The organism is Thauera sp. 27, assembly GCF_000310125.2.
GTDB classification, from domain to species: Bacteria; Pseudomonadota; Gammaproteobacteria; order Burkholderiales; family Rhodocyclaceae; genus Thauera; species Thauera mechernichensis.
In genome coordinates this window covers 1-20,078 of record NZ_AMXB01000039.1, presented here as the reverse complement: position 1 = coordinate 20,078, position 20,078 = coordinate 1, and the positions used below count along the sequence as shown (strand labels likewise).

17 protein-coding genes are annotated in these 20,078 nt (G+C 66.5%); 7 read left to right on the top strand and 10 right to left on the bottom strand.

The annotated features are described in order from the left end of the window. Positions 1-4 precede the first annotated feature (4 nt). Positions 5-1,246 (bottom strand): ABC transporter permease, encoded by a 1,242-nt coding sequence (locus B447_RS17765; protein WP_002943690.1) that lies wholly within the window; start codon positions 1,244-1,246, stop codon positions 5-7. 68 nt (positions 1,247-1,314) lie between these two features. Between B447_RS17765 and B447_RS17760 the strand changes: the two genes are divergently transcribed. The 3 genes from B447_RS17760 to B447_RS17750 all read left to right on the top strand — a co-directional run bounded on the left by B447_RS17760 (position 1,315) and on the right by B447_RS17750 (position 4,522). After that, a complete protein-coding gene (locus B447_RS17760) occupies positions 1,315-2,208 on the top strand; it encodes a ThiF family adenylyltransferase (protein ID WP_002943685.1) in 894 nt (297 codons plus the stop codon). Next, positions 2,195-3,286, top strand: a complete 1,092-nt coding sequence (locus tag B447_RS17755; protein WP_002943682.1) for a nitroreductase family protein — start codon at positions 2,195-2,197, stop codon at positions 3,284-3,286. The genes B447_RS17760 and B447_RS17755 overlap by 14 nt, the downstream gene beginning before the upstream one ends. A gap of 231 nt (positions 3,287-3,517) precedes the next feature. Next, the gene (locus tag B447_RS17750; protein WP_232431671.1) at positions 3,518-4,522 is read left to right on the top strand and encodes an EDSAP-1 family PEP-CTERM protein; all 1,005 of its coding nucleotides are present in this window, start codon (positions 3,518-3,520) and stop codon (positions 4,520-4,522) included. Positions 4,523-4,678: 156 nt separating this feature from the next. Here the strand turns inward: B447_RS17750 and B447_RS17745 are convergent, their stop codons facing one another. The 9 genes from B447_RS17745 to B447_RS17705 all read right to left on the bottom strand — a co-directional run bounded on the left by B447_RS17745 (position 4,679) and on the right by B447_RS17705 (position 15,681). Continuing rightward, complete coding sequence (locus tag B447_RS17745) at positions 4,679-5,272, bottom strand: hypothetical protein (RefSeq protein WP_232431670.1); 594 nt, start codon at positions 5,270-5,272, stop codon at positions 4,679-4,681. Between the two features lie 11 nt (positions 5,273-5,283). Beyond that, a complete protein-coding gene (locus B447_RS17740) occupies positions 5,284-6,534 on the bottom strand; it encodes a sulfotransferase family protein (RefSeq protein WP_232431669.1) in 1,251 nt (416 codons plus the stop codon). A gap of 62 nt (positions 6,535-6,596) precedes the next feature. Next, positions 6,597-9,371, bottom strand: coding sequence for an XrtA/PEP-CTERM system TPR-repeat protein PrsT (gene prsT / locus B447_RS17735; RefSeq protein WP_002943674.1), 2,775 nt, complete (start codon positions 9,369-9,371; stop codon positions 6,597-6,599). Between the two features lie 165 nt (positions 9,372-9,536). Beyond that, positions 9,537-10,763 (bottom strand): glycosyltransferase, encoded by a 1,227-nt coding sequence (locus B447_RS17730; RefSeq protein ID WP_002943672.1) that lies wholly within the window; start codon positions 10,761-10,763, stop codon positions 9,537-9,539. An 83-nt stretch (positions 10,764-10,846) separates the two neighbouring features. After that, a complete protein-coding gene (gene proB / locus B447_RS17725) occupies positions 10,847-11,956 on the bottom strand; it encodes a glutamate 5-kinase (RefSeq protein WP_002943669.1) in 1,110 nt (369 codons plus the stop codon). A 37-nt stretch (positions 11,957-11,993) separates the two neighbouring features. Further along, complete coding sequence (gene cgtA / locus B447_RS17720; RefSeq protein ID WP_002943659.1) at positions 11,994-13,190, bottom strand: Obg family GTPase CgtA; 1,197 nt, start codon at positions 13,188-13,190, stop codon at positions 11,994-11,996. Positions 13,191-13,298: 108 nt separating this feature from the next. Then, positions 13,299-13,562, bottom strand: a complete 264-nt coding sequence (gene rpmA / locus B447_RS17715) for a 50S ribosomal protein L27 (protein ID WP_002927597.1) — start codon at positions 13,560-13,562, stop codon at positions 13,299-13,301. 20 nt (positions 13,563-13,582) lie between these two features. Further along, on the bottom strand, positions 13,583-13,894 hold the full coding sequence (gene rplU / locus B447_RS17710) for a 50S ribosomal protein L21 (protein WP_002927594.1): 312 nt from the start codon (positions 13,892-13,894) through the stop codon (positions 13,583-13,585). A 95-nt stretch (positions 13,895-13,989) separates the two neighbouring features. Beyond that, positions 13,990-15,681, bottom strand: a complete 1,692-nt coding sequence (locus tag B447_RS17705; protein WP_002943645.1) for a SulP family inorganic anion transporter — start codon at positions 15,679-15,681, stop codon at positions 13,990-13,992. Positions 15,682-15,854: 173 nt separating this feature from the next. Between B447_RS17705 and B447_RS17700 the strand changes: the two genes are divergently transcribed. The 4 genes from B447_RS17700 to B447_RS17685 all read left to right on the top strand — a co-directional run. Then, positions 15,855-16,736, top strand: coding sequence for a LysR substrate-binding domain-containing protein (locus B447_RS17700; RefSeq protein ID WP_002927590.1), 882 nt, complete (start codon positions 15,855-15,857; stop codon positions 16,734-16,736). A gap of 160 nt (positions 16,737-16,896) precedes the next feature. Next, positions 16,897-18,408 (top strand): FAD-linked oxidase C-terminal domain-containing protein, encoded by a 1,512-nt coding sequence (locus B447_RS17695; RefSeq protein WP_002943643.1) that lies wholly within the window; start codon positions 16,897-16,899, stop codon positions 18,406-18,408. Between the two features lie 65 nt (positions 18,409-18,473). Then, positions 18,474-19,544, top strand: coding sequence for a glycolate oxidase subunit GlcE (glcE, locus tag B447_RS17690; RefSeq protein WP_002943641.1), 1,071 nt, complete (start codon positions 18,474-18,476; stop codon positions 19,542-19,544). A 3-nt stretch (positions 19,545-19,547) separates the two neighbouring features. Further along, a partial coding sequence (locus tag B447_RS17685; protein WP_002943639.1) for a 4Fe-4S dicluster domain-containing protein occupies positions 19,548-20,078 on the top strand: 531 nt, incomplete at its 3' end.

Below are 20,078 nucleotides of genomic sequence, written 5' to 3'. Positions count from 1 at the left end.
GGCCTTACCTCTGGTGGCGGAGTGCGTCGACGATGTTCATCCGCGATGCCTTCCAGGCTGGCAGGATGCTCGCGAGCAGGGTGGTCGCAAAGGCGAGCTGGAAGGCCTCCCATGCCAGCGTCGGGGGAACTGAGATACGACCGGTGAAACCGGTCTCCATGCCCGGCGGGGGGGGCATCGGGATGCCCACTGCCGAAATCGCGGTAGCGAGCAGAAAGCCGAGACCGACCCCGACTGCGCCGCCGATCACTCCGAGTAGCGCCCCCTCGGTCAGGAACATGCGCAGGATGCCCGCACGGCGCACGCCCAGCGCCATTGCCGTGCCGATTTCTCCCGTGCGCTCGACAACCGCCATCGACAAGGTGTTGGAAATGCTCAGCACCACGATCAGCGCGATCAGGATGCGCACTACACCGACCTGGCGGGTGAACAGCTCCGCGGTCTTGTTGTAGAAGTCAGCCAGGTCGTACCAGGGAATCGGTTCGAACTCGTTGGCGGGGAGCCGCGCCTTCAGTGATGCGAGTGCAGCGTCCGTGTCGGCCGTGCGTTCGAGCAGCACGACCCAGCTCGTCGCTCCCTCGACTCGCATGAGCTTGCGTGCAGTCTCGATCGGCACGCGCAGCGCTGCGTCGTCGTAGGCCTTGACGGTGGTGCCGAACAGGCCCGCCACCGTCAGTTCGACGGCGTTGAGTCCGCCCTCGGCTGTGGTCGCCAGCAGCACCACGGTGTCGCCGGGCTGGACGCCGACGTTGGCAGCCAGCCCGCGCCCCACGAGCACGGTGTTGTCATCCGTGCCGTCCAGGTTGCTGCCGGCGACGATGCGGATGGAGCGCCCCACCAATGCCTCGCGCTCGGGGTCGATGCCCTCGCCCATGAATGAAATGGTGTTGTCGCCGCTGCTGAGCAAACCGTTGAAGGACAAGCGTGGCGTGATCGTGACCATGCCCTGCGGCGGCTGCGCGCTCACCGCTTCCGTGCCCGACGGCAGCAGGTAGCTGTAGGGGTCGCCCAGCCCCTTCTTGAAATAGCCCGGACGGATGACCTGGATGTGGCCGAGCTGCGAATGGATGGTCGACTCGCGCATGTTGTCGAGCAGCCAGTGGATGAATCCGCCCGCCAGCACGAAGGTGACCACCCCACCGCAGATGATGAGCATTGCGAGCAATGCCCGCCGCCGCTGCCGGAACAGGTTGCGCGCTGCGACCAGCGTCGCACGCGCGGCGCGATTTGCGGCTTCGTTGAGCATGCTCGTTCGTGTGGTCGAAAAGTAAGTCTATGATAGCCTCTCGGCGGACTTGGAACGAGGGGGCCGAGATGCGGCCAGAATTCGACTACAGCGCGGCATTCTCGCGCAACATCGGCTGGGTGACCGAGGCCGAGCAGCAGACCTTGCGCTCGCGGCGCATCGCCATTGCTGGCATGGGGGGGGTTGGTGGCGTTCATCTGCTCACCCTCGCGCGCTTTGGCATCGGTGCATTCAGCATCGCCGACTTTGACCGTTTCGACATCGTCAACTTCAATCGCCAGGCCGGCGCAATGATGAGCACGCTGGGCGAGCCCAAGGTCGAGGCCCTGGCGCGCATGGCGCGCGACATCAATCCCCTTGTCGATCTGCGCTGCTTTCCCGAGGGAGTCGGCGAGGATAGCCTCGATGCCTTCCTGGAGGACGTCGACCTCTACGTCGATGGTCTGGATTTCTTTGCCTTTGCCGCTCGGCGAGCCGTTTTCGCCGCCTGTCATCGTCGCGGCATTCCAGCGGTGACGGCAGCCCCGCTCGGCATGGGGGCTGCCGTGCTCGTGTTTGCGCCCGACAGCATGTCGTTCGAGGACTATTTTGGTCTCGAGGGCTGCGATGAGGATGAGATGGCGCTGCGATTCCTGCTTGGCCTGTCGCCGGGCATGCTCCAGCGCGCCTACCTGGCCGATCCGTCGCGGGTTGACCTGGCCGCGCGCAAGGGGCCTTCGACCATCGCCGCATGCCAGCTGTGCGCCGGTATCACCGCAGTCGAGGCTTTGAAACTGTTGCTCGGCCGCGGCAAGGTCTTCAAGGCGCCCTGGGGGTATCAGTTCGATGCCTACCAGAACCGTCTCAAGCGCACCTGGCGCCCGGGTGGGCATCGCAATCCGCTGCAGCGCATCGGCCTCTGGCTTGGTCGCATGCAGCTACAACGCATGAAGCAGGAGGCGCTCAAGCATGGCAAGTCATGAACAGCTGCACCGCATCCTCGAGCGCGCGCGCTGGGCGCCCAGTGGCGACAACACCCAACCGTGGCGCTTCGAGATCCCGGCCGAGGGCCATGTGGTGGTGCGTGGGTTCGATACCCGCGACCACGTCCTCTATGATTTCGATGGTCGTGCCAGCCAGATTGCCCATGGCGCGCTGCTCGAGACCCTGCGCCTGGCGGCCAGCTGCGAAGGGTTGCGCACCGAATGGTCCGTCCGGCCCGGTTGCGCGGACGATGCCCCCGTTTACGATGTGCGCTTCTTCGCCGATGCCAGCGTGGAGCCCGATCCGCTCGCGCGCTACATCGAAACCCGAGTCGTTCAGCGCCGGCCGATGCGCACCACGCCGCTCACCGACGCTCAGCGTGCTGCCTTGGTCGATGCCGTTGGCCCGGCCTTCAGGCTGCGCCTGTTCGAGCGCTTCGCCGAGCGTCTGGCCGTCGGCAGGTTGCTGTGGGCCAACGCTCATATCAGGCTGACCACGCCCGAGGCCTTCGAGGTTCATCGCAGCATCATTGAATGGAACGCCCGGTACAGCGACGATCGCATCCCCGATCAGGCGGTCGGCGTTGATCCCGCCACCGCCAAGCTGATGCGCTGGGTGATGCAGAGCTGGCAACGGGTGGATTTCTTCAACCGCTATCTGTTTGGCACCGTGGCGCCGCGCATCCAGCTTGACCTGCTGCCTGCGCTCGGCTGCGCTGCCCATATCCTCTTGCTGCCGCCGCGCTCGCCCCAAGGTATCGAGGACTACCTCGCCGCCGGCGTGGCGATGCAGCGGCTGTGGCTGGCGGCGGAGGCGCAGGGGCTGCACCTGCAGCCTGAGATGACGCCGGTCATCTTTCGCTGGTACGCGCGTGCCGGACGTTCGTTTTCCGCCCACCCTGGCATCGATGCTGCGGCTGCACGACTCGCCGAGCGGTTCGAGCAACTGGTCCCGGCTGCGTCCGACGATGCCTTCATGTTCTTTTGCCGCGTGGGCCGCTCGGCAACGCCGCATGCGCGCTCGCTTCGCTTGCCCCTGGCACGCCTGCTTGGCGAGCGCCCGGAGGCTCCGGGCTAGGTCCACCATGCCTTCAGGCTGGTCGAGTGAGTGTCGGGAATTTTTACACTCATCATGCCTGGAGGGTTTGGTTGAGTAATGTCGCTTCCTCAAGTGGATGAAAGAAAAGGGGTTTGTAAATCTGGCATGCTGATTGCTTTATGTTGTCCGAGCGGTTCGGCAGTGCTGGCAAGGTAGCTTTGATCGCGAGCGCTCGATACCTGCGGTACTACTTGAATAACGGAGGACATTATGAAACTTAAGAAAACATCGCTCGCGACGGCGTTGGTGGCAGCCCTGGCAATGGGTGCGGCTGGCCAGGCCTCGGCGAGTGTCTACGCTGGTTCGTCGCTGGATGTCAGCAACCTGGTGATCGGTTTTGTGAACCAGAATACTGGCGCTGTCATCACCAACCTGAGCCCGAACTTCACCTTCAACGTGGAAGATTCCGCCACGCTGAACGGTTCGACCCAGGCCTTTGCCGCATCCTGCAGCAGCCTGCTGGGCAACTGCAGCGCGGTGCCGCCGGTGCTGGCAGTCAATGCCGCCAACGCGCCGGGCAGCAGCCTCACGCGCGCCAACAACGACTACACGCTGCTCGGTCAGGGTAACGGCACCTACGCCAACTCGAACGCCGAGATCACCACCGCCCAACTGGTGAATGGCTTCCCGTCGGAAAGCCAGCAGGTTGCCGAGGCCGAGCTTCTGGTTTCGGGTGCAGGTCAGGCATCGTCCAACATCCAGTCGAACACCACCTGGACGTTCGATTTCGTGATCGACACCAACACGGCGCTGATGAGCCTGAGCTTCGTCGCCAATCCGGAAATGAAGGCTGATGTCTCGCTCATCCCGCCTTACACCTCGGGTCTGGCCCAAGCCAACCTGACGACGAACTTCACGCTGTCGCGTGAAGGTGTCCCGCTCATCGTCTGGAGCCCGAATGGCGCCGGTACCGGCCTGCTGTGCGGCTTTGGCCTGACTTGCAACGCTGCTGAGGGCGAGTCGCTGAACATCACCCTTGGCGTTGGTCCTGAGAGCGAAAGCGCTCAGCACAGCCTGGGCACGGCTGGCACCAACTTCTCGCTGATCGCACAGGGGCTGACCGAAGGTCGCTACTCGCTCACGCTGGCGGCGCTGACCAGTGTCAACGTCACCCAGGTGCCGGAACCCGGTACGCTGGTGCTGCTCGGCGGCGCGCTCGCTGCGCTGGGTGTGGGTGGCCTGCGTCGTCGTCGCGAAGAGAAAGTGGCCGCCTGATCCTGTGATCGGTGCTGGCTTGGCAGCCTGAAGCAAGGCCGCCAGGTGGAAGAAGCCGCGAGTTCCTCAGGGAGCCGCGGCTTCTTTGCGTTCGCGGTGCGTGCGCAGTTGTTCGTACGTCCTTGTGCCCCGTTCGGCCCGGCCCACTTGTTTCGTTCATCGCCCCAGATCGCGATCGATACGGGCAACGGCCAGGCCGGTAAGGGCGAGGTGAATGATCAGGTAGATCGACAGGACACGCGCGACGAAGCTGCTGATCGCGTTGGCGTCGACGAGCTGCCCAACGACTGCGAGCGTGGTGGTGGTGATCAGCATGGCGCTGTTGCCGCGTCTAAAGATGACGTAGAGCGGGCGCTTGAACGCCTGTTCCAGTGCAAGCCAGGTGCGCCGCCCCGAGTAGAAGAACAGCGCGAATCCGACGATCCATGCTGGGTCCGGTGCCGGGGTTGTTCCCGTGCTCAAGTGCGCAAACGCGAATCCCACTGGGACGACGTGAGTGATGATGTGGGCTTTGACCCAGCGGACGTCTGATCCGGTGCGCTGGCAAGCCAGCTCCGGGGCGCGTCGCCAGGCGTGCGCCAGCAGCGTGCAGATGCACAGGCTGGCCAGACCCGCCGTCGGCATGACGGCGCTTTCGAGGGGGGCTGCAGCCAGTGCCAGCCCGGTGCTCAGCAGTATGGTGCAGGGTGTGAGTACCGCCAGCCGGTCGAGGGCTTTTGGGGGCAGGGCCATGCGAGTCCAGCGTCTCATGCGACGAAGCCTCAACCAGAGCTGGCTGGCTTGCCCGGCCCCAGGTCGAAGGTGCTCATGTAGTCCGCAAATCGCTCCCGAATCGACTCGCCCGACAAGCCGAAGTCCTCGGGCGTGTAGCGATGGCTGCGCGGTTTTTCGCGGTCCTTGGCGAGAAAATCGCTGAGCTGCGAACGTGCGCTGCCTCCGAATTCAAGCCCGAAGTGACCGTAGATGGCGGACACCGAGCCCATCGGGTCTGCGATGAGGCGCTTGTAGGGGATATCGAGAACGCCGTGTTCTGGCCGGCGTCGGCGTGCAGCCAGATATGCGTCCATGTCCGTCGCAAGGCGCTGCAGCACCTGCTGGCCGAGCTCCGTGTTGTCGATGCGTGACGCGCATATGCCGCGGAATGCGGCATTGAGGCTGGCCCAGGAGGCAACCGACTGAACCGGGTCACGGTGCAGATGAACCAGGCAGGCGTCCGGATAGGTGTCAAGCAGGCAGTCGAGGGCGGCCAGATGGTCGGGCGACTTCAGCAACCAGCGCTTGGCGGGGTACGTGGCTTGCAGTACCTGCAGCGCGCCTCTGTGATGCAGGTAGGTTGGCCGGTGGTCCACATGGTCGAGCCATGTGGAGTATCCGGGCACGTTGAACATGCCCGCAAGTGCCTGCGTTGCGAAGCTCTGCATCAGGATCGGGGTGCATTCCTCGGGGCCGTCGAGGTAGAACTCGTGGATGTGTTCCAGCTGTGGTGCGAGATAGCGCTGGAACGCCATCAGAAAGCGTCCGGTTCGGCGCCGAGGGTCGTGCTCCCTGGCTGTTGCTTGCCTGGGCGGCATCTGGGAAACGGTTGTCTCCCAGTTGCTGAGATAGCGGTGCTCAGGGTCGCATGCGAGCAGGTTGAAGAGGAAAGAGGTTCCCGATCGCGGCAGGCCCAGGATGATGAGCGGGCGGCTTACCGGAGCGTTGATGACCTCCGGGTGTGCGGCCTGGTAGGTCAACAGCTTGAGGTGGTTGCTCAGCAAGCCGACGAGCAGCTCGGATACGTAGTAGCGACCGAACGGATGGAGGTCCGCTGACTCGTTCAATGCGCCCACCAGATGCTCCAGCCCTGTTGCGGCATCCGCGGGCAAGGACACTTTGCTGCCGCTCTTCTCCATCGCCGAGGCAATGAGTGCTGCGGAAGACAGCGGTTGGCTTGCCGATCGCCCGAGGGTGCTCGACAGCAGGTTCCAGGTCCTGACCAGCAAGCTTTGCTGAGGGGGTGTGTTCGATGGCACGGTCGGTTCTCCTTGCTCTTGCCCTCAGGCGGCTGGATGCTGCGCTTGGAAAGCCGTAGCGCTCAGCGCTGTGATCCAATCTCCGCAAGCTGCGCCCGCGCCTCGGCCTCGAAGCGGGTGCCGACGCCGTCTATGATGAGCTTCTCGAGTGTTGCCCGCGCGCCCGCAGCATCACCCTGGGCGGCCTGCACCTGGGCGACATGCAGCCGAACCTGGCCGCTCTCCGGGTTGAACTTGAGTGCCTGGTCCAGCAACCAGCGTGCTTGGGTCAGGTCGCCGCGCTCGAAGTGGATCATGGCCAGGGTGTCGAGGACGTGCGGGTCTTCGGGAGCAAGCTCGTTGGCCCGGCGCGCCGATCGCAAGGCATCGTCGGGTGCGCTCTTGCGGCTTAGCCAGGCGACGTTGTTCAGCGACGGGACATGGTCGGGATGCCGTTCGAGCAACTTCCGGTAAGCGCTGATGGCCTCCGTCGTCTGGTCCAGTTCCAGGTGGGCACCGGCAAGATGGAGCAGCATGCCGGTATCGTCCGGATGGTCGGTGAGCCAGCGCTTCATGAACTGGAAGGCGTCGTCATGCTTCTTCTGCCCCCATAGGCTGCGGGCGAACTGCTGGGCAAGTTCTGAGCGGGGCGAATGTTCGAGTGCCTTGCCAAGAAGGTCCTCGGCCTTTGCGAAGTCGCTGGTCACCAAGGCGTGCCAACCGGTGGCCGCGAGAACCTCGGGCAGCTCACCGAAATCCGCCGCAAGTTTCGAGGCGGCGCTGGCCGCTTTCTCGAGTTGGGTGGACTGGGTCAGGAAGCGCAACTCGGCGATACGCGCCGGAAGGTGGCGCGGATTGAGGCGGAGTGCCTCGGCCAGCTCGCGTTGGGCGCCACGGAAATCCCGCTGCTGCAGGAGTGCTTCGGCGAGCAGAACGCGTGCATAAGCCGCATCCGGGGCGATCCGGCTGAGGTGCATGAAGGCGGTGCGTGCCGCTTCGGCATCGCCCTTGGCCAGGTAGGCAGTGCCCTGTAGTTCCAGGAAGATTGGGGTGGTCTCGATCTGCTTGGGGCTGAGTTCGCCCAGCACCGCGAGGGCCTTGTCCGGCGTGCCAGCATTCAGGTGGCGGCGCGCCAGCAGGCTGCGAGCGGTGATCGCGCGCGGGTTCTGTTGCAGCAGGCGCTCGAGGATCCGGTTTGCCTCCGCTTGCTTGTCCTGGCCGTGTGCGGCCGCGACCAGCAGAAGTGCGACCACTTCGTCGTTCGGGCGCTGGTCGGCCAAGGGGCGGATGAGCGTGTCGATGCGCGCGAAGTCGCGGTCGTTGAGGGCGAGTCTGGCCAGGTTGATACGCGCACTCGCATTGGCGGGGTCACGTTGCAGAACCTGCTCGAGGATGCCGCGGGCGCTTTCCCATTGACCGGTCGCAAGGTCGATGGCGGCAGAGAGGCCGAGTGGTCCCAGCTGGTCGGGGTGGCTGGCACGCAGGGCCGCGATGCGCGTGCGCGCCTCGTCATAGCGCTGATCCCTGAAGGATTGCAGAGCGAGCAGGAAGGAGGTCCTGTAGGCGTCCTCGCTGTCGGCGCCGAGTTCGGGAAGCTGCTGTCCGGCCATCAGTTGAGCCAGCATCAGCAGGTTGAGCGATTCGCGAGAATCAGGGGCAAGCCTGGCAAGCCGCTCCGCATGCAGCAGGGCACGAGGGGCGTCGCCCTCCTGAAGTGCCGTCCATGCGACCATCTGCAACGCCAGGGTGTCGTCGGGATTGGCCTTGAGTGCCGCTTCGAGAGGTGCCTTTGCAAGGGCGAAGTCCGAGCGACCCGCCTGGGCCGCGCCGACGAGGATGTTCGCCGATCGCGACTGCGGCGCACGGGAGCGGATGAAGTCGGCGTGGACGAGCGCTTGTTCAGGCTGGTTCAACAGCAGGCGCGTCGTGGCCAGGAAGTAGCGGTTGGGGATGAAGTTGGGGTCGTCATTGAGGCTGACCTCGAACTCGTTGGCCGCCTCCACAAGCTTCTGTTGCTGGAAATGGGCCAGGCCCCGCACGTAGGCGACATAGGACGTGCGCGCAACCTTTGACAGCGGCGCGAGGTCGGCGAACGCCTCTTCGACCTTGTTCTGCAACAGTTTTGCATGGGCTCGCTTGGCGCGGTCGAGCGTGAGATAGGCGCGGTTGGCGACAGCCTTGTCGTAAGCGGCTTCCGCGGCCTCGTAATTGCCCTGTTCGAGCTCGAGATCGCCGAGCAAGGCCCACGCGTCTGCACTGTCGGGGTGGCGTTCGACAGCCGCACGCAAGCTCGCCTTGGCGTCGTCCAGCCGCCCGCGTGTGGCGAGTACGAAGGCGGCGCCGATGCTCGCATCCACGTTGCCGATGTCGATCTCCTGCGCGCGCGCGAACTGCTCGTCCGCCTTTTCGGTTTCCCCTTGAAGCAGCAGCGCCTTGCCGCGCAGGGCGAGCAGCGTTGCCTGGACCTCCGGCGAGGCGTCCTGCGGCAGGATCGAGGTCTCCGTGAGCAGGCGCGCGGGGTCCTGCTGCAACAGGAGGGCGCGTGCAAGAACCGGAAGTACTTCCGTGCGCGCAATGCCGAGTTCGATGGCACGTCGGGCGTCGCGCTCAGCCTTGTCGCCGTCGCCGAGCTCGAGTGCGACTTGCGCCATCAGCCAGCGTGCCTCCAGATTCTGGGGGGCCTGCTGCAAGGCGTTGTTGAGCTCGATCGAGGCCGCGTTGAAGGCTTTCTGGTCGATATGGCCCGCAGCCTTGCGGATGTAGTCGTCCGGGGAGAGGTCCTTGCCGCAGCCGCCGAGGGCGAGCAGGCTTGCAAGGGCAATGATCCGGAGCGACTTGCTTGGGCGGCGGTGCGGCATACGGCATCCTCGGTGGGCTTGGGGTGTGTCGGGGTGGGCGCGTGTCGAGGTTGCGCCCGGCGGTCACAGTCAAAAAGCATTGTAGCAAAGCGGGCGCACGCCATAGGGTGACGCAATGCCGCGGTGACGGTGTCCGTTCGTCGTGAACTCGTCAGACGGTATGGCCTAGCCGGTAGCGCCGGTGAGGCTCGTGAGGTGGCCGACAAGGCTGTCTGCGGCACCTGCTGTGATGCCCTGTTCCGTATCGCGGAGGTCGCGTGCACGTTGCGTGAAGCCCGGATGTGTCAGCAATGCCCTGAGTGTAGTGGCCGCCAGCACAGGCGATACGCGGTCCGCGCGCATCAGCAGTCCGGCGCCGAAGTCTTCAATCGCCCGCATGTTCAGGAACTGATCCATATTGCGTGCGATACCCAGCACTGGTACGCCGTGACTCAGGGCCTGGTTGGTGGTGGGGCTGCCGCCGTTGCAGATCACCAGGCTGGCCTGGGCGCACACACGGTCGCCGGGCAGGTAGTCGAAGATGCGTGCACGGCCGGTGTCGAGGCCCATCGGCAGTGGCTTGCCTGCGGTGGTGAGCACGATGTCGCAGTCGAAGCGCTCGAGCGCGGGCAGCAGGGCGGCGAGGACCGCCGGGGAGCCCGAACTGCCCATGGTCACGTACACAAGAGGGCGGCCGTCCTGCTTAAGTGCGGTCAGTTCGCCCTCACCTGCAGGGGACCACGCCAGGGGGCCGATGAAGGCGGCGCCCGCATGTTCGTGCACCTTTGGAAACAAGGCGCGCGGGTTGGCGAACAGGCGCAGGTCGGCGTCGGTGTAGCACAGGCGCAGGTCGTGGCCGAGACTGCCCAGGCCATGGCGACGGCGCAGGCGCTCCATCGGACGGGCGTGGATGCGGAAGGCGAGCGGTGCGACGCGTTGAAACACGGCCTGTGCCAGCTGGATGGGGGCGAAGCGCGTCCACGGAAAGACCGGAAGTGCTGGTTCGAGCGGTGCTTCCGGACTCCAGTAGGCATCGCACAACGTGGCGTAGGGGATGCCCTCCAGGCGCGCACTCACCGAAAGCGAAAGGCGGAAGTCGCCGACCACGACATCGGGGCGGAGGCCGCTCAACAATGCGCGGTCGGCCGTGACATAGGCTTCAAGGGTCTCGAGGTCGTACAGCGGCTGGCCCGCATCCAGACGGCGGGCGAATTCGGCGGGGGGCTGGGTGTGCAGGTCGACGACGGTGAAAGGCTCGTCCCGGGTCATCCACGAATAGGCAGGTGGGCGCGCGAGCGTGACCCGGATGCCGTGGCTGTGGAGCAGGCGCGCGACGAGCAGGGGGCGGCCAACGTGCGCCAGCGTCGAGCCTTCCGCGAGCAGCAGGACGGATTGCAGCGTATGGTCGGGCATGGGCGCATCCGGTTGCGGGAATAAGGATGCCGCGCGCTGCGGCTGGCTTCATTATCCCCGCGTTGCCGGTACCGCGCCTAGCGTCACACCATGTTGTCGCGGTGGATGAGCTCGGGTTCGTCGATGTAGCCGAGCAGCTTCTCGATCTCTGCCGTCGGCTTGCGCGCGATCCGCCTGCACTCGGATGCCGAGTAGTTGACCAGTCCGCGTGCTACCTCCTCGCCAGCGGATGTGCGGCAGGCCACGGCTGCGCCGCGCTTGAAGTCGCCGCGCACCTCGATCACACCCACCGGCAGCAGGCTCTTGCCACCCTTGAGGGCAGCGACGGCACCGTCATCGATGACGAGGTCGCCGGCGAGCTGGAGGTGGTCTGCGATCCACTGCTTGCGTGCCTGCAGCGGCGTGCTGGTGGCGTAGAGCAGGGTGCCGAGCGCATCGCCTGCGGCAAGGCGCAGCAGCGGGTCGGCTTCGCGCCCGCTGGCGATGCAGGTGTGGGCGCCGCTGCGGGCAGCGCGCTGGGCGGCGCGGATCTTGGTGATCATGCCGCCACGGCTGATGCCGGTGCCGGCGCCGCCGGCCATGGCCTCGTACTGGCGGTCTTCGGCGCGGCCTTCGCTGATCAGTGTCGCAGTGGGGTCGCGGCGCGGGTCTGCGGTATACAGGCCTTGCTGGTCGGTGAGGATGATCAGCGCCTCAGCCTCGATCAGGTTGGCGACCAGCGCACCCAGGGTGTCGTTGTCGCCGAACTTGATCTCGTCGGTGACCACGGTGTCGTTCTCGTTGATGATCGGCACCACACCGAGCTCGAGCAGGGTGGTCAGCGTGCTGCGGGCGTTGAGGTAGCGTGTGCGGTCGGAGAGGTCCTCGTGCGTGAGCAGGATCTGCGCGGTGTGCAGGCCATGGCGCGAGAAGGCTTTCTCGTAGGCCTCGACCAGGCCCATCTGGCCGACTGCGGCTGCGGCTTGCAGCTTGTGCATCTCATGCGGGCGCTTCGCCCAACCCAGGCGCTGCATGCCGGCGGCGATGGCACCCGAGGACACCAGCGCTACCTCGCGGCCTTCGGCGCGCAATGCGGCGATCTGGCGCGCCCAGGCGTCGAGTGCGTCCTTGTCGAGGCCGGCGCCGTTGTTGGTGACGAGTGCGCTGCCGACCTTGACCACGAGGCGGCGGGCGTTGCGGATCTTGGTTCTCATTTCGATGCGTGTGCGCGGTTGAATGGGCTTCTGTCGGTCAGGGTTGGCTCGGCGCCTCGCTCCCGGCGTCGGGCGTGCCATCGTCTTCGGGCAGGGCGTCCTCGTCTTCGCCCAGCGCCTCTTCCTCGAAAGCCGCGTCGGCTGCCGCACGTGCCGCTTCCAGTGCCGCCAGCCGTGCGACTTCGGCAGCCTGGCGTTCTGCGCGCTCGGCCTCGATGCGGGCGCGCTCGGCGTCGAGGAAGTCCTGGATGGCGAAGATCAGCCCCTGGGTGCCTTCGCCCTTGATGGCGGAAATCTCGAAGTGGCGCTCGACCGGGCCGTAGGCGTCGAGGAAGGCCTTGACGCGCGCTTCGCGCTCATCCTCGGGGATGAGGTCGAGCTTGTTGAGCGCCAGCCAGCGTGGCTTGTTGTAAAGATCCTCGTCGTACTTGCGCAACTCCTCGACGATCGCCTTGGCGTCCGCGACCGGGTCTGCCTCGGGGTCGAATGGTGCGAGGTCGACCAGGTGCAGCAGCACATGGGTGCGCTGCAGGTGGCGCAGGAACTGATGGCCGAGGCCCGCACCCTCGGCTGCGCCTTCGATCAGGCCGGGAATGTCGGCGATCACGAAGCTGCGTGCCTCGGTGGTGCGTACCACACCGAGGTTGGGGGCGAGGGTGGTGAAGGGGTAGTCGGCGACCTTGGGCTTGGCGGCCGAGACGCTGCGGATGAAGGTGGACTTGCCGGCGTTGGGCATGCCGAGCAGGCCGACGTCGGCCAGCACCTTCAGTTCCAAGTGCAGGTTGCGGTACTCGCCTTCCTGACCCATCGTCTTCTTGCGCGGTGCACGGTTGGTGCTCGACTTGAAGTGGATGTTGCCGAGACCGCCGCGGCCGCCGCGGGCGATCAGCACGGTCTTGCCGTCCTCGTCGAGATCGGCGACGAGGTCCCCGCTCTCGAGGTCCTTGATCACCGTCCCGACCGGGAAGCGCAGCGTGATGTCGTCGCCGCCCTTGCCGTAGCAATCGCGGCTGCCGCCGTTCTCGCCGCGCTCTGCGCGGAAGCTGCGCGTGTAGCGATAGTCGATCAGGGTGTTGAGGTTGCGGTCGGCCACTGCGTAAACGCTGCCGCCGCGCCCGCCGTCACCGCCGCTGGGGCCGCCCTTGGGAATGAACTTCTCGCGGCGGAAGGTGGCCGCGCCGTTGCCGCCGTCGCCGGCGTAGACCTCGATGCGGGCTTCGTCAAAAAACTTCATGCCTGATCAACCTCTTAGCGGAACACGCAGCAGTGCGCGCCCTGGAAACAAAAAAGCCCTACCACGTGGATAGGGCTTTTGGACTGCGATGCGATCGAACGCGTGCGATCAGGCCGCTTCCGGCACGATGATCACGGTGCGGCGACGCAGGGCGCCCTTGACAGCGAACTTGACGACACCGTCCTTGAGTGCAAACAGGGTGTGGTCCTTGCCGATGCCGACGTTGTCGCCCGGGTGGTACTCGGTACCGCGCTGGCGAACGATGATGTTGCCGGCGAGCACGAACTGACCGCCATAACGCTTCACGCCGAGGCGTTTCGATTCCGAGTCGCGGCCGTTACGCGAACTACCGCCAGCTTTTTTGTGTGCCATGTCGGATTACCCCCTGCGCCTTAGGCCGAGATCGCTTCGATGCGAAGCTCGGTGTAGTTCTGACGATGCCCCTGGTGCTTCTGGTAGTGCTTGCGGCGGCGCATCTTGAAAATCTTGACCTTGTCGTGACGGCCGTGGGAAACCACGGTCGCCTTGACGGTAGCTCCGGCAACCACCGGCGTGCCGATCTTGACGGCCTCGCCTTCACCGACCATGAAGACCTGGTCGATGGTGATTTCGGAACCCACGTCGGCCGGTATCTGTTCTACCTTGATCTTTTCGCCAGCGGCAACGCGATACTGCTTGCCACCGGTTTTTATCACCGCGTACATGGTGTTACTCCAGTTGATGGGTCTGCAAAGAATCGCGCACGATAACTGAGCTGGCGCGCGAAGTCAATGCAAATTGCGCTGCAATGCGTGCTTGCTCAGTCACTTGCCGCCAGTCCGGGCAGCAAGGCGGCGAGCGCCTGGTGTTCGGTGCGGTAGCTGGCCTGGGCGGCGATGCGCGGCCATAGGCCATCGCGCTCCATGGCATCGATAACCTGCTTCTTCAGTCCGCAGAAGGCGATGGCCTGGCCCTGGGCATGGAAGCGCTCGATGAGACCGGCCAGGGTGTGCAGGCCGGTGGCGTCAATGTCGTTCATGCCGGTCGCCGACACGAGCACCGTGCGTACCTTGTCCTGCGCACGCGCGGCTGCAAGCATGGCGTCCTCGAAGGTGGCTGCAGTGACGAAGGTGAGTGGGCTGTCAAAGCGCAGGATGACGAGCTGTGGGTGGGGGTGAGGCAAGCCGAAGCGCTCGCGGTCGCGGTAGGTGCCGTCCTCATGCAGGCCGAGCAGGGCTGCGCGCGGGCGCATGCCGCGATACACCATCAGCCCGAGCGACAGGATGAGGCCGGTGAAGATGCCGTTCTGTATGTTGGGGGCGAACGCAAGCGTGCCGAGGAAGGTGACGGCGGCTGCCGCACCGTCGTCCTTGCTCGCGCGCCAGGCGCGTCGCAGCACCCCGGTGTCGATCAGGCCGGCCACGGCCTGCAGGATCACCGCGGCCAGCACCGGCTTGGGCAGGTGCCACAGCAGCGGGGTCAGGTAGAGCAGCGTAAGTACCAGCAGAGCGGCAGTGACGAGCGAGGACAGGCCGGTGCGGGCTCCGTTTACATAATTGAGCGCCGAGCGCGAGAACGATGCGCTCACGGGCATGCCGGACGTGAAGGCGGCGGATATCTTTGCCAGCCCTTGTCCGATGAGTTCCTGGTCCTGTCGCCAAGGCTGCCGGGTACGGCCGCAGATGAGCTTGGCGCTGGAGGCGGCTTCCATGAAGCTGACCATCGCCACCACGAAGGCGGCCGGCAGGATTGCCGCAACCAGGTCCGGGCTCGGCGGTGGCAGGCTGGGCAGGGGCAGGCCGCGCGGGATGTCGCCGACCACCTCGCCGCCGCTGGTGGCAAAACCGGACCACGCCGACAGTGCGGTGGCGGTGGCGACTACCAGGGGGACGCCGGGCAGGCGCGGCCACAGGCGCTTGAGCGCGACCAGTGCGGCCAGGCTACCCAGGCCGAAGCCCATCGACGGCCAGTGAGGGGCAGTGAGGCCGCCAAGGGCCTGGGTGAAGTCCAGCACCAGGTGCTGCGAATGGGGCATCGACAACCCAAGCAGGGGCGGAACCTGGGTAAGGCAGATGATCAGCGCGGCAGCATTGACGAAGCCCATCAGCACTGGCACCGAAAGCAGGTTCAGCAACCAGCCCAGCCGCATCAGCCCGAGCCCGAGCTGAATGAGCCCGGACAGCAGCGCGAGCAGGAGGGCGAGTCCGAGCAGGTCGCCGCCGGCAAGCCCGGCCAGGGGCACGATGCTGGCCGCGACGAGCAGGCTGGTGAGTGCCACCGGTCCGGTGGACAGCTGCCCGCAGGAGCCGAACAGTGCCGCCACCACGGCGGGGAGGAGGGCCGCGTACAGCCCGACCTGTGGCGGCAGGCCGGCGAGCTTTGCATAGGCCAGCGCTTGCGGGATCAATACCAGCGCCACCGTGATCCCGGCCACAAGATCGCCGCGCACGCCGTGCGCCCGCCATTGCGCTGGCCAGGACAGAAAGGGGAGAAAACGCACGGAAGGCGGCATGGGGGCTGTGCGGCAGCGGTGACTGCGAGCGGGCAGGCGTGTCGTGAGTGCGAAGCGGGGCGGGAGCTCACATTTTAAGGACAAACCCCGGCGCTGGCGCTCTCCAGTGGGAGCGGCGCGAGCCGCGAGGGCATAATGCAGGCCTCCCCCGACGTGTCCGGAGCCCCGTGCAGATGGCGATCAGCCGCATTCCCCCGATCCAGTGCCTGCTCACCTTCGAGGCGGTGGCGCGCCTGCGTAGTGCGAGCCGTGCTGCGGAAGAGCTGTGCGTGACGGTGAGTGCGGTCAGCCATCGACTGCGCCAGCTCGAGACACACATGGGCGTGCGATTGTTCTGCCGTGGCGACTTTGCCCTCACGGCCGAGGGTGCGGCCTACCTGCAGCATGTCGCTACCGCGCTCGCCGCGCTGCAGCAGATGCCCGGCGAGCGCGCCGCGGTGGGGCCGCGCCGCCTGCGTGTCGCGGTGACGCCATCCTTTTGCCGCCAGTTCGTGATGCCCAAGCTCGAGCTGTTCCGGCGCAGCTATCCCGACATCGAGCTCACGCTGCAGGTATCGATCCCGCTGCGCGACGTGACCGCCGAGGCGGCCGACCTGGAGGTGCGCTACGGCCTGGGCGGTTACGCCGATGTCGAGCACAGGCTGATCCTGAGTGACGTGGTGACGCCGGCGTGCAGCCCGGCCTTCCTGGACGAGTTCGGCCCCTTCGACGGTTTTGAGCACGAGGCCGAATGTACGCGCGTGCGCCTGGTTCGCAGCCCGCTCGAGCCCTGGGCGCATTGGTACGCGCATTGCGGACTCCCGCTCGCAGAACCGGCCAGCGGCGCGCAGTTCAACGACCTCGGCTTGGTCTACGATGCAGCGGCGAGCGGGTTCGGCGTGGCGCTGGTGCGCCACAAGCTCGGTGCCGCGTGGTTCGACAGCGGCCGCCTGCTCAGCTTGTCGGCACGACCGATGAACTCGCCCTTCGGGCATTACATTTGCTGGACGCCAGGCGCGCTCGAGCGCTGGGAGTGCGCTGCGTTTGCAGACTGGCTGCAAAGCGTGCTGCCCTGAGTGGAGGGGTGCAGGGCGCAAGCCCGGCTTGCCGGCGTGAAGTTTTTTCAAGGGTGTGGCGAAATTGCTTCAAGCCGGTTGCGCCGAGCGCCGCCTATACTTTGAGCCTGCGGCGGCAGGGGCGGGCCCTGGCGGACGCTTGTCGCGAGGACTCTCGATGATGAACCCAGAAGCCGATGTGCTGCCGTTCGGAGAAGCCGAACGCGATTTCTCAAGCGTCGACAAGGCACGCGTCGTGGAAGCGCTGAGCCGCGTATTGCCTCCGGACACGCTGATGTACGAGACCGAGGACCTGCGTCCTTACGAATGCGACGGCCTGGCCGCGTATCGCGCGCTGCCGCTGGTGGTCGCGCTGCCGACGACCGAGGCGCAGGTGGTCGAGGTGCTGCGCATCTGCCATGAACTGGACGTGCCGGTGGTTGCGCGTGGCGCAGGCACCGGACTGTCGGGCGGTGCGCTGCCGCATACCCGGGGCGTGCTGCTGTCGCTGGCGCGCTTCAACCGCATCCTCGCTCTCGACCCGCTGGCACGCACTGCCGTCGTTCAGCCGGGGGTGCGCAATCTTGCCATCTCCGAGGCGGCTGCGCCGCACGGGCTGTATTACGCGCCCGACCCGTCGTCGCAGATCGCGTGCACCATCGGCGGCAACGTCGCCGAGAATGCGGGCGGAGTCCACTGCCTCAAGTATGGCCTCACGGTGCATAACCTGCTGCGTGTGCGCGGCGTGACGATCGAGGGCGAGATCGTCGAGATCGGCAGCCATGCGCCGGATTCTGCGGGTTACGACCTGCTCGCCCTGGCGACCGGCTCCGAGGGCATGCTGGTGGTGGTGACCGAGGTTACCGTCAAGCTGGTGCCCAAGCCTCAGCTTGCCCAGTGCGTGCTCGCGGCCTTCGACGATGTCGTGCGCGCGGGCGAGGCGGTCGCGCGCATCATCGCTGCCGGCATCATCCCGGCAGGCCTCGAGATGATGGACCAGCCCGCGACCGCCGCGGTCGAGGAATTCGTGCGTGCGGGTTATCCGCTCGACGCCAAGGCGATCCTGCTGTGCGAGGCCGACGGCACGCCGGAGGAAGTCGCAGAAGAGATCGAGCGCGTGCGCGCGGTGCTCGAGGGCAGTGGTGCCACCGAGATCCGCGTGTCGCGTGACGAGGCCGAGCGCCTGCGCTTCTGGGCCGGGCGCAAGGCGGCTTTTCCGGCGGCGGGGCGACTCTCGCCCGACTACTACTGCATGGACGGCACCATTCCGAGAAAGCGCCTGGGCGAGATGCTGACCGCGATCCAGGCGATGGAGGGGCGCTATGGCCTGCGCTGCATGAACGTGTTCCATGCCGGCGACGGCAACCTCCACCCGCTGATCCTGTTCGATGCCAACCAGGCGGACGAGTTCGAGCGCGCGGAAGCCTTCGGCGCCGAGATCCTCGAGCTGTCGGTGGCGCTGGGCGGCACCATCACCGGCGAGCATGGCGTCGGGCTGGAGAAGATCAACCAGATGTGCTCGCAGTTCACCACCGCCGAGGTGCGCCAGTTCTTTCGCGTCAAGGCGGCGTTTGACCCGCCCGGCCTGCTCAACCCCGGCAAGGCGATCCCGACCCTCAACCGCTGTGCCGAGTACGGCCGCATGCGGGTGAGCCGTGATCACGTGCCCTACCCGGATCTGCCGCGGTTCTGAGCCGGAGCAGGGGCGTGGTGGACGCAGGGCGACAATCAACGAGGGGGCGGCAGGACAAGATGGCAATGACGGCAATCGAAGCGCTGTGGCGCGAGCGCGTGCGGGCGGCGGCTGCGGCGGGCACGCCGCTGTGCCTGCGTGGCGGTGGCAGCAAGGATTTCTACGGACGCGAGGCAGGCGGCGACGTATTCGAGCTGCGCGCCAACACCGGCGTGGTGGCCTACGAGCCGACCGAACTGGTGGTTACCGTGCGCGGCGGTACGCCGCTGGCCGAGCTCGAGGCGCTGCTCGCGGCGCAGAACCAGTTCCTCGCCTTCGAGCCGCCCCACTTCGGTCCGGCCGCGACGGTCGCCGGCTGTGTGGCGGCGGGGCTGGCGGGGCCGCGGCGCATGAGCCAGGGCGCAGTGCGCGATTTCGTCCTCGGCGTGAAGATGCTCGATGGTCGTGGCGAACTGCTTTCGTTTGGCGGCCAGGTGATGAAGAACGTCGCCGGCTATGACGTGTCGCGGCTCGTTGCCGGCAGCCTCGGCACCCTCGGCATCGTGCTCGAGGTCTCGCTGAAGGTGCTGCCGCGGCCGGTAGCCGAGGCGACGCTGCGTTTCGAGATGGACGAGGCTGGGGCGATCGAGCGCATGAATGCGTGGGGCGGACAGCCCCTGCCGGTGTCGGCCACGCTCTGGCAGGCCGGTGTCCTGCACCTGCGCCTGTCGGGGGCGGATGCCGCCGTGCGCGCTGCCTGTGCGCGCCTGGGTGGCGAGCGCATCGACGATGCAACGGCCGCCGCGCTGTGGCAGTCGGTGCGCGAGCACGCCCACGACGCGTTCGCGTTGGCGCCGGGCGAGTCCTTGTGGCGCCTGGCCGTGCCGACCACGGCGCCCGCGCTCGGCCTGCCCGGGCGTCAGGTGATGGAGTGGGGTGGCGGTGTGCGCTGGCTGGCAGGGACGGCCGATGCCGCAGTCGTGCGCGCCCGTGCTGCGGCCGTGGGTGGCCATGCCACCTGTTTCCGCGGTGGCGATCGCCGCGGCGCGGTGTTTCATCCGCTCGCCGCGTCCGTCGCGACCTTGCACCATCGCCTCAAGAAGGCCTTCGATCCTGCCGGCATCCTCAACCCCGGCCGTCTTTACGCGGAGTTCTGAAGCATGCAGACCCAACTCGCCGATTTCGTGCGCGGCACCCCCGAGGGTGCCGAGGCCGAGGAGATCCTGCGCAAGTGTGTGCATTGCGGTTTCTGCACCGCGACCTGTCCGACCTATCAATTGCTCGGCGACGAGCTCGACGGACCGCGCGGGCGCATCTACCTGATCAAGCAGATGCTCGAAGGGGCTGAGGTCACGGAGAAGACCCGCCTGCACCTCGACCGCTGCCTCACTTGCCGATCCTGTGAGTCCACCTGTCCGTCGGGCGTGCATTACAGCCGCTTGCTCGACATCGGCCGCCACATGGTCAACGAGCGCGTGCCGCAGCGCGGCGGCGCGGCGATGACACGCTGGGTGCTGCGCGAGTTCGTGCCGCGTCCGCGTCTGTTCGGCGCGGCGATGAAGCTTGGCCAGGCGATGCGCGGGCTGCTGCCGGCCACGCTCAAGGCCAAGGTCATGGTGCCGCGCCCGGCGGGGGCATGGCCGGCGGCCCGCCACGCTCGGCGGGTGCTCGCGCTGGCGGGGTGTGCGCAG

Bases quoted from the DNA above. Each gene is read 5' to 3' on its own strand.
- B447_RS17765 (WP_002943690.1), bottom strand. From the start codon at position 1,246: ATGCTCAACGAAGCCGCAAATCGCGCCGCGCGTGCGACGCTGGTCGCA.
- B447_RS17760 (WP_002943685.1), top strand. From the start codon at position 1,315: ATGCGGCCAGAATTCGACTACAGCGCGGCATTCTCGCGCAACATCGGC.
- B447_RS17755 (WP_002943682.1), top strand. From the start codon at position 2,195: ATGGCAAGTCATGAACAGCTGCACCGCATCCTCGAGCGCGCGCGCTGG.
- B447_RS17750 (WP_232431671.1), top strand. From the start codon at position 3,518: ATGAAACTTAAGAAAACATCGCTCGCGACGGCGTTGGTGGCAGCCCTG.
- B447_RS17745 (WP_232431670.1), bottom strand. From the start codon at position 5,272: ATGAGACGCTGGACTCGCATGGCCCTGCCCCCAAAAGCCCTCGACCGG.
- prsT (WP_002943674.1), bottom strand. From the start codon at position 9,371: ATGCCGCACCGCCGCCCAAGCAAGTCGCTCCGGATCATTGCCCTTGCA.
- B447_RS17730 (WP_002943672.1), bottom strand. From the start codon at position 10,763: ATGCCCGACCATACGCTGCAATCCGTCCTGCTGCTCGCGGAAGGCTCG.
- proB (WP_002943669.1), bottom strand. From the start codon at position 11,956: ATGAGAACCAAGATCCGCAACGCCCGCCGCCTCGTGGTCAAGGTCGGC.
- cgtA (WP_002943659.1), bottom strand. From the start codon at position 13,190: ATGAAGTTTTTTGACGAAGCCCGCATCGAGGTCTACGCCGGCGACGGC.
- rpmA (WP_002927597.1), bottom strand. From the start codon at position 13,562: ATGGCACACAAAAAAGCTGGCGGTAGTTCGCGTAACGGCCGCGACTCG.
- rplU (WP_002927594.1), bottom strand. From the start codon at position 13,894: ATGTACGCGGTGATAAAAACCGGTGGCAAGCAGTATCGCGTTGCCGCT.
- B447_RS17705 (WP_002943645.1), bottom strand. From the start codon at position 15,681: ATGCCGCCTTCCGTGCGTTTTCTCCCCTTTCTGTCCTGGCCAGCGCAA.
- B447_RS17700 (WP_002927590.1), top strand. From the start codon at position 15,855: ATGGCGATCAGCCGCATTCCCCCGATCCAGTGCCTGCTCACCTTCGAG.
- B447_RS17695 (WP_002943643.1), top strand. From the start codon at position 16,897: ATGAACCCAGAAGCCGATGTGCTGCCGTTCGGAGAAGCCGAACGCGAT.
- glcE (WP_002943641.1), top strand. From the start codon at position 18,474: ATGACGGCAATCGAAGCGCTGTGGCGCGAGCGCGTGCGGGCGGCGGCT.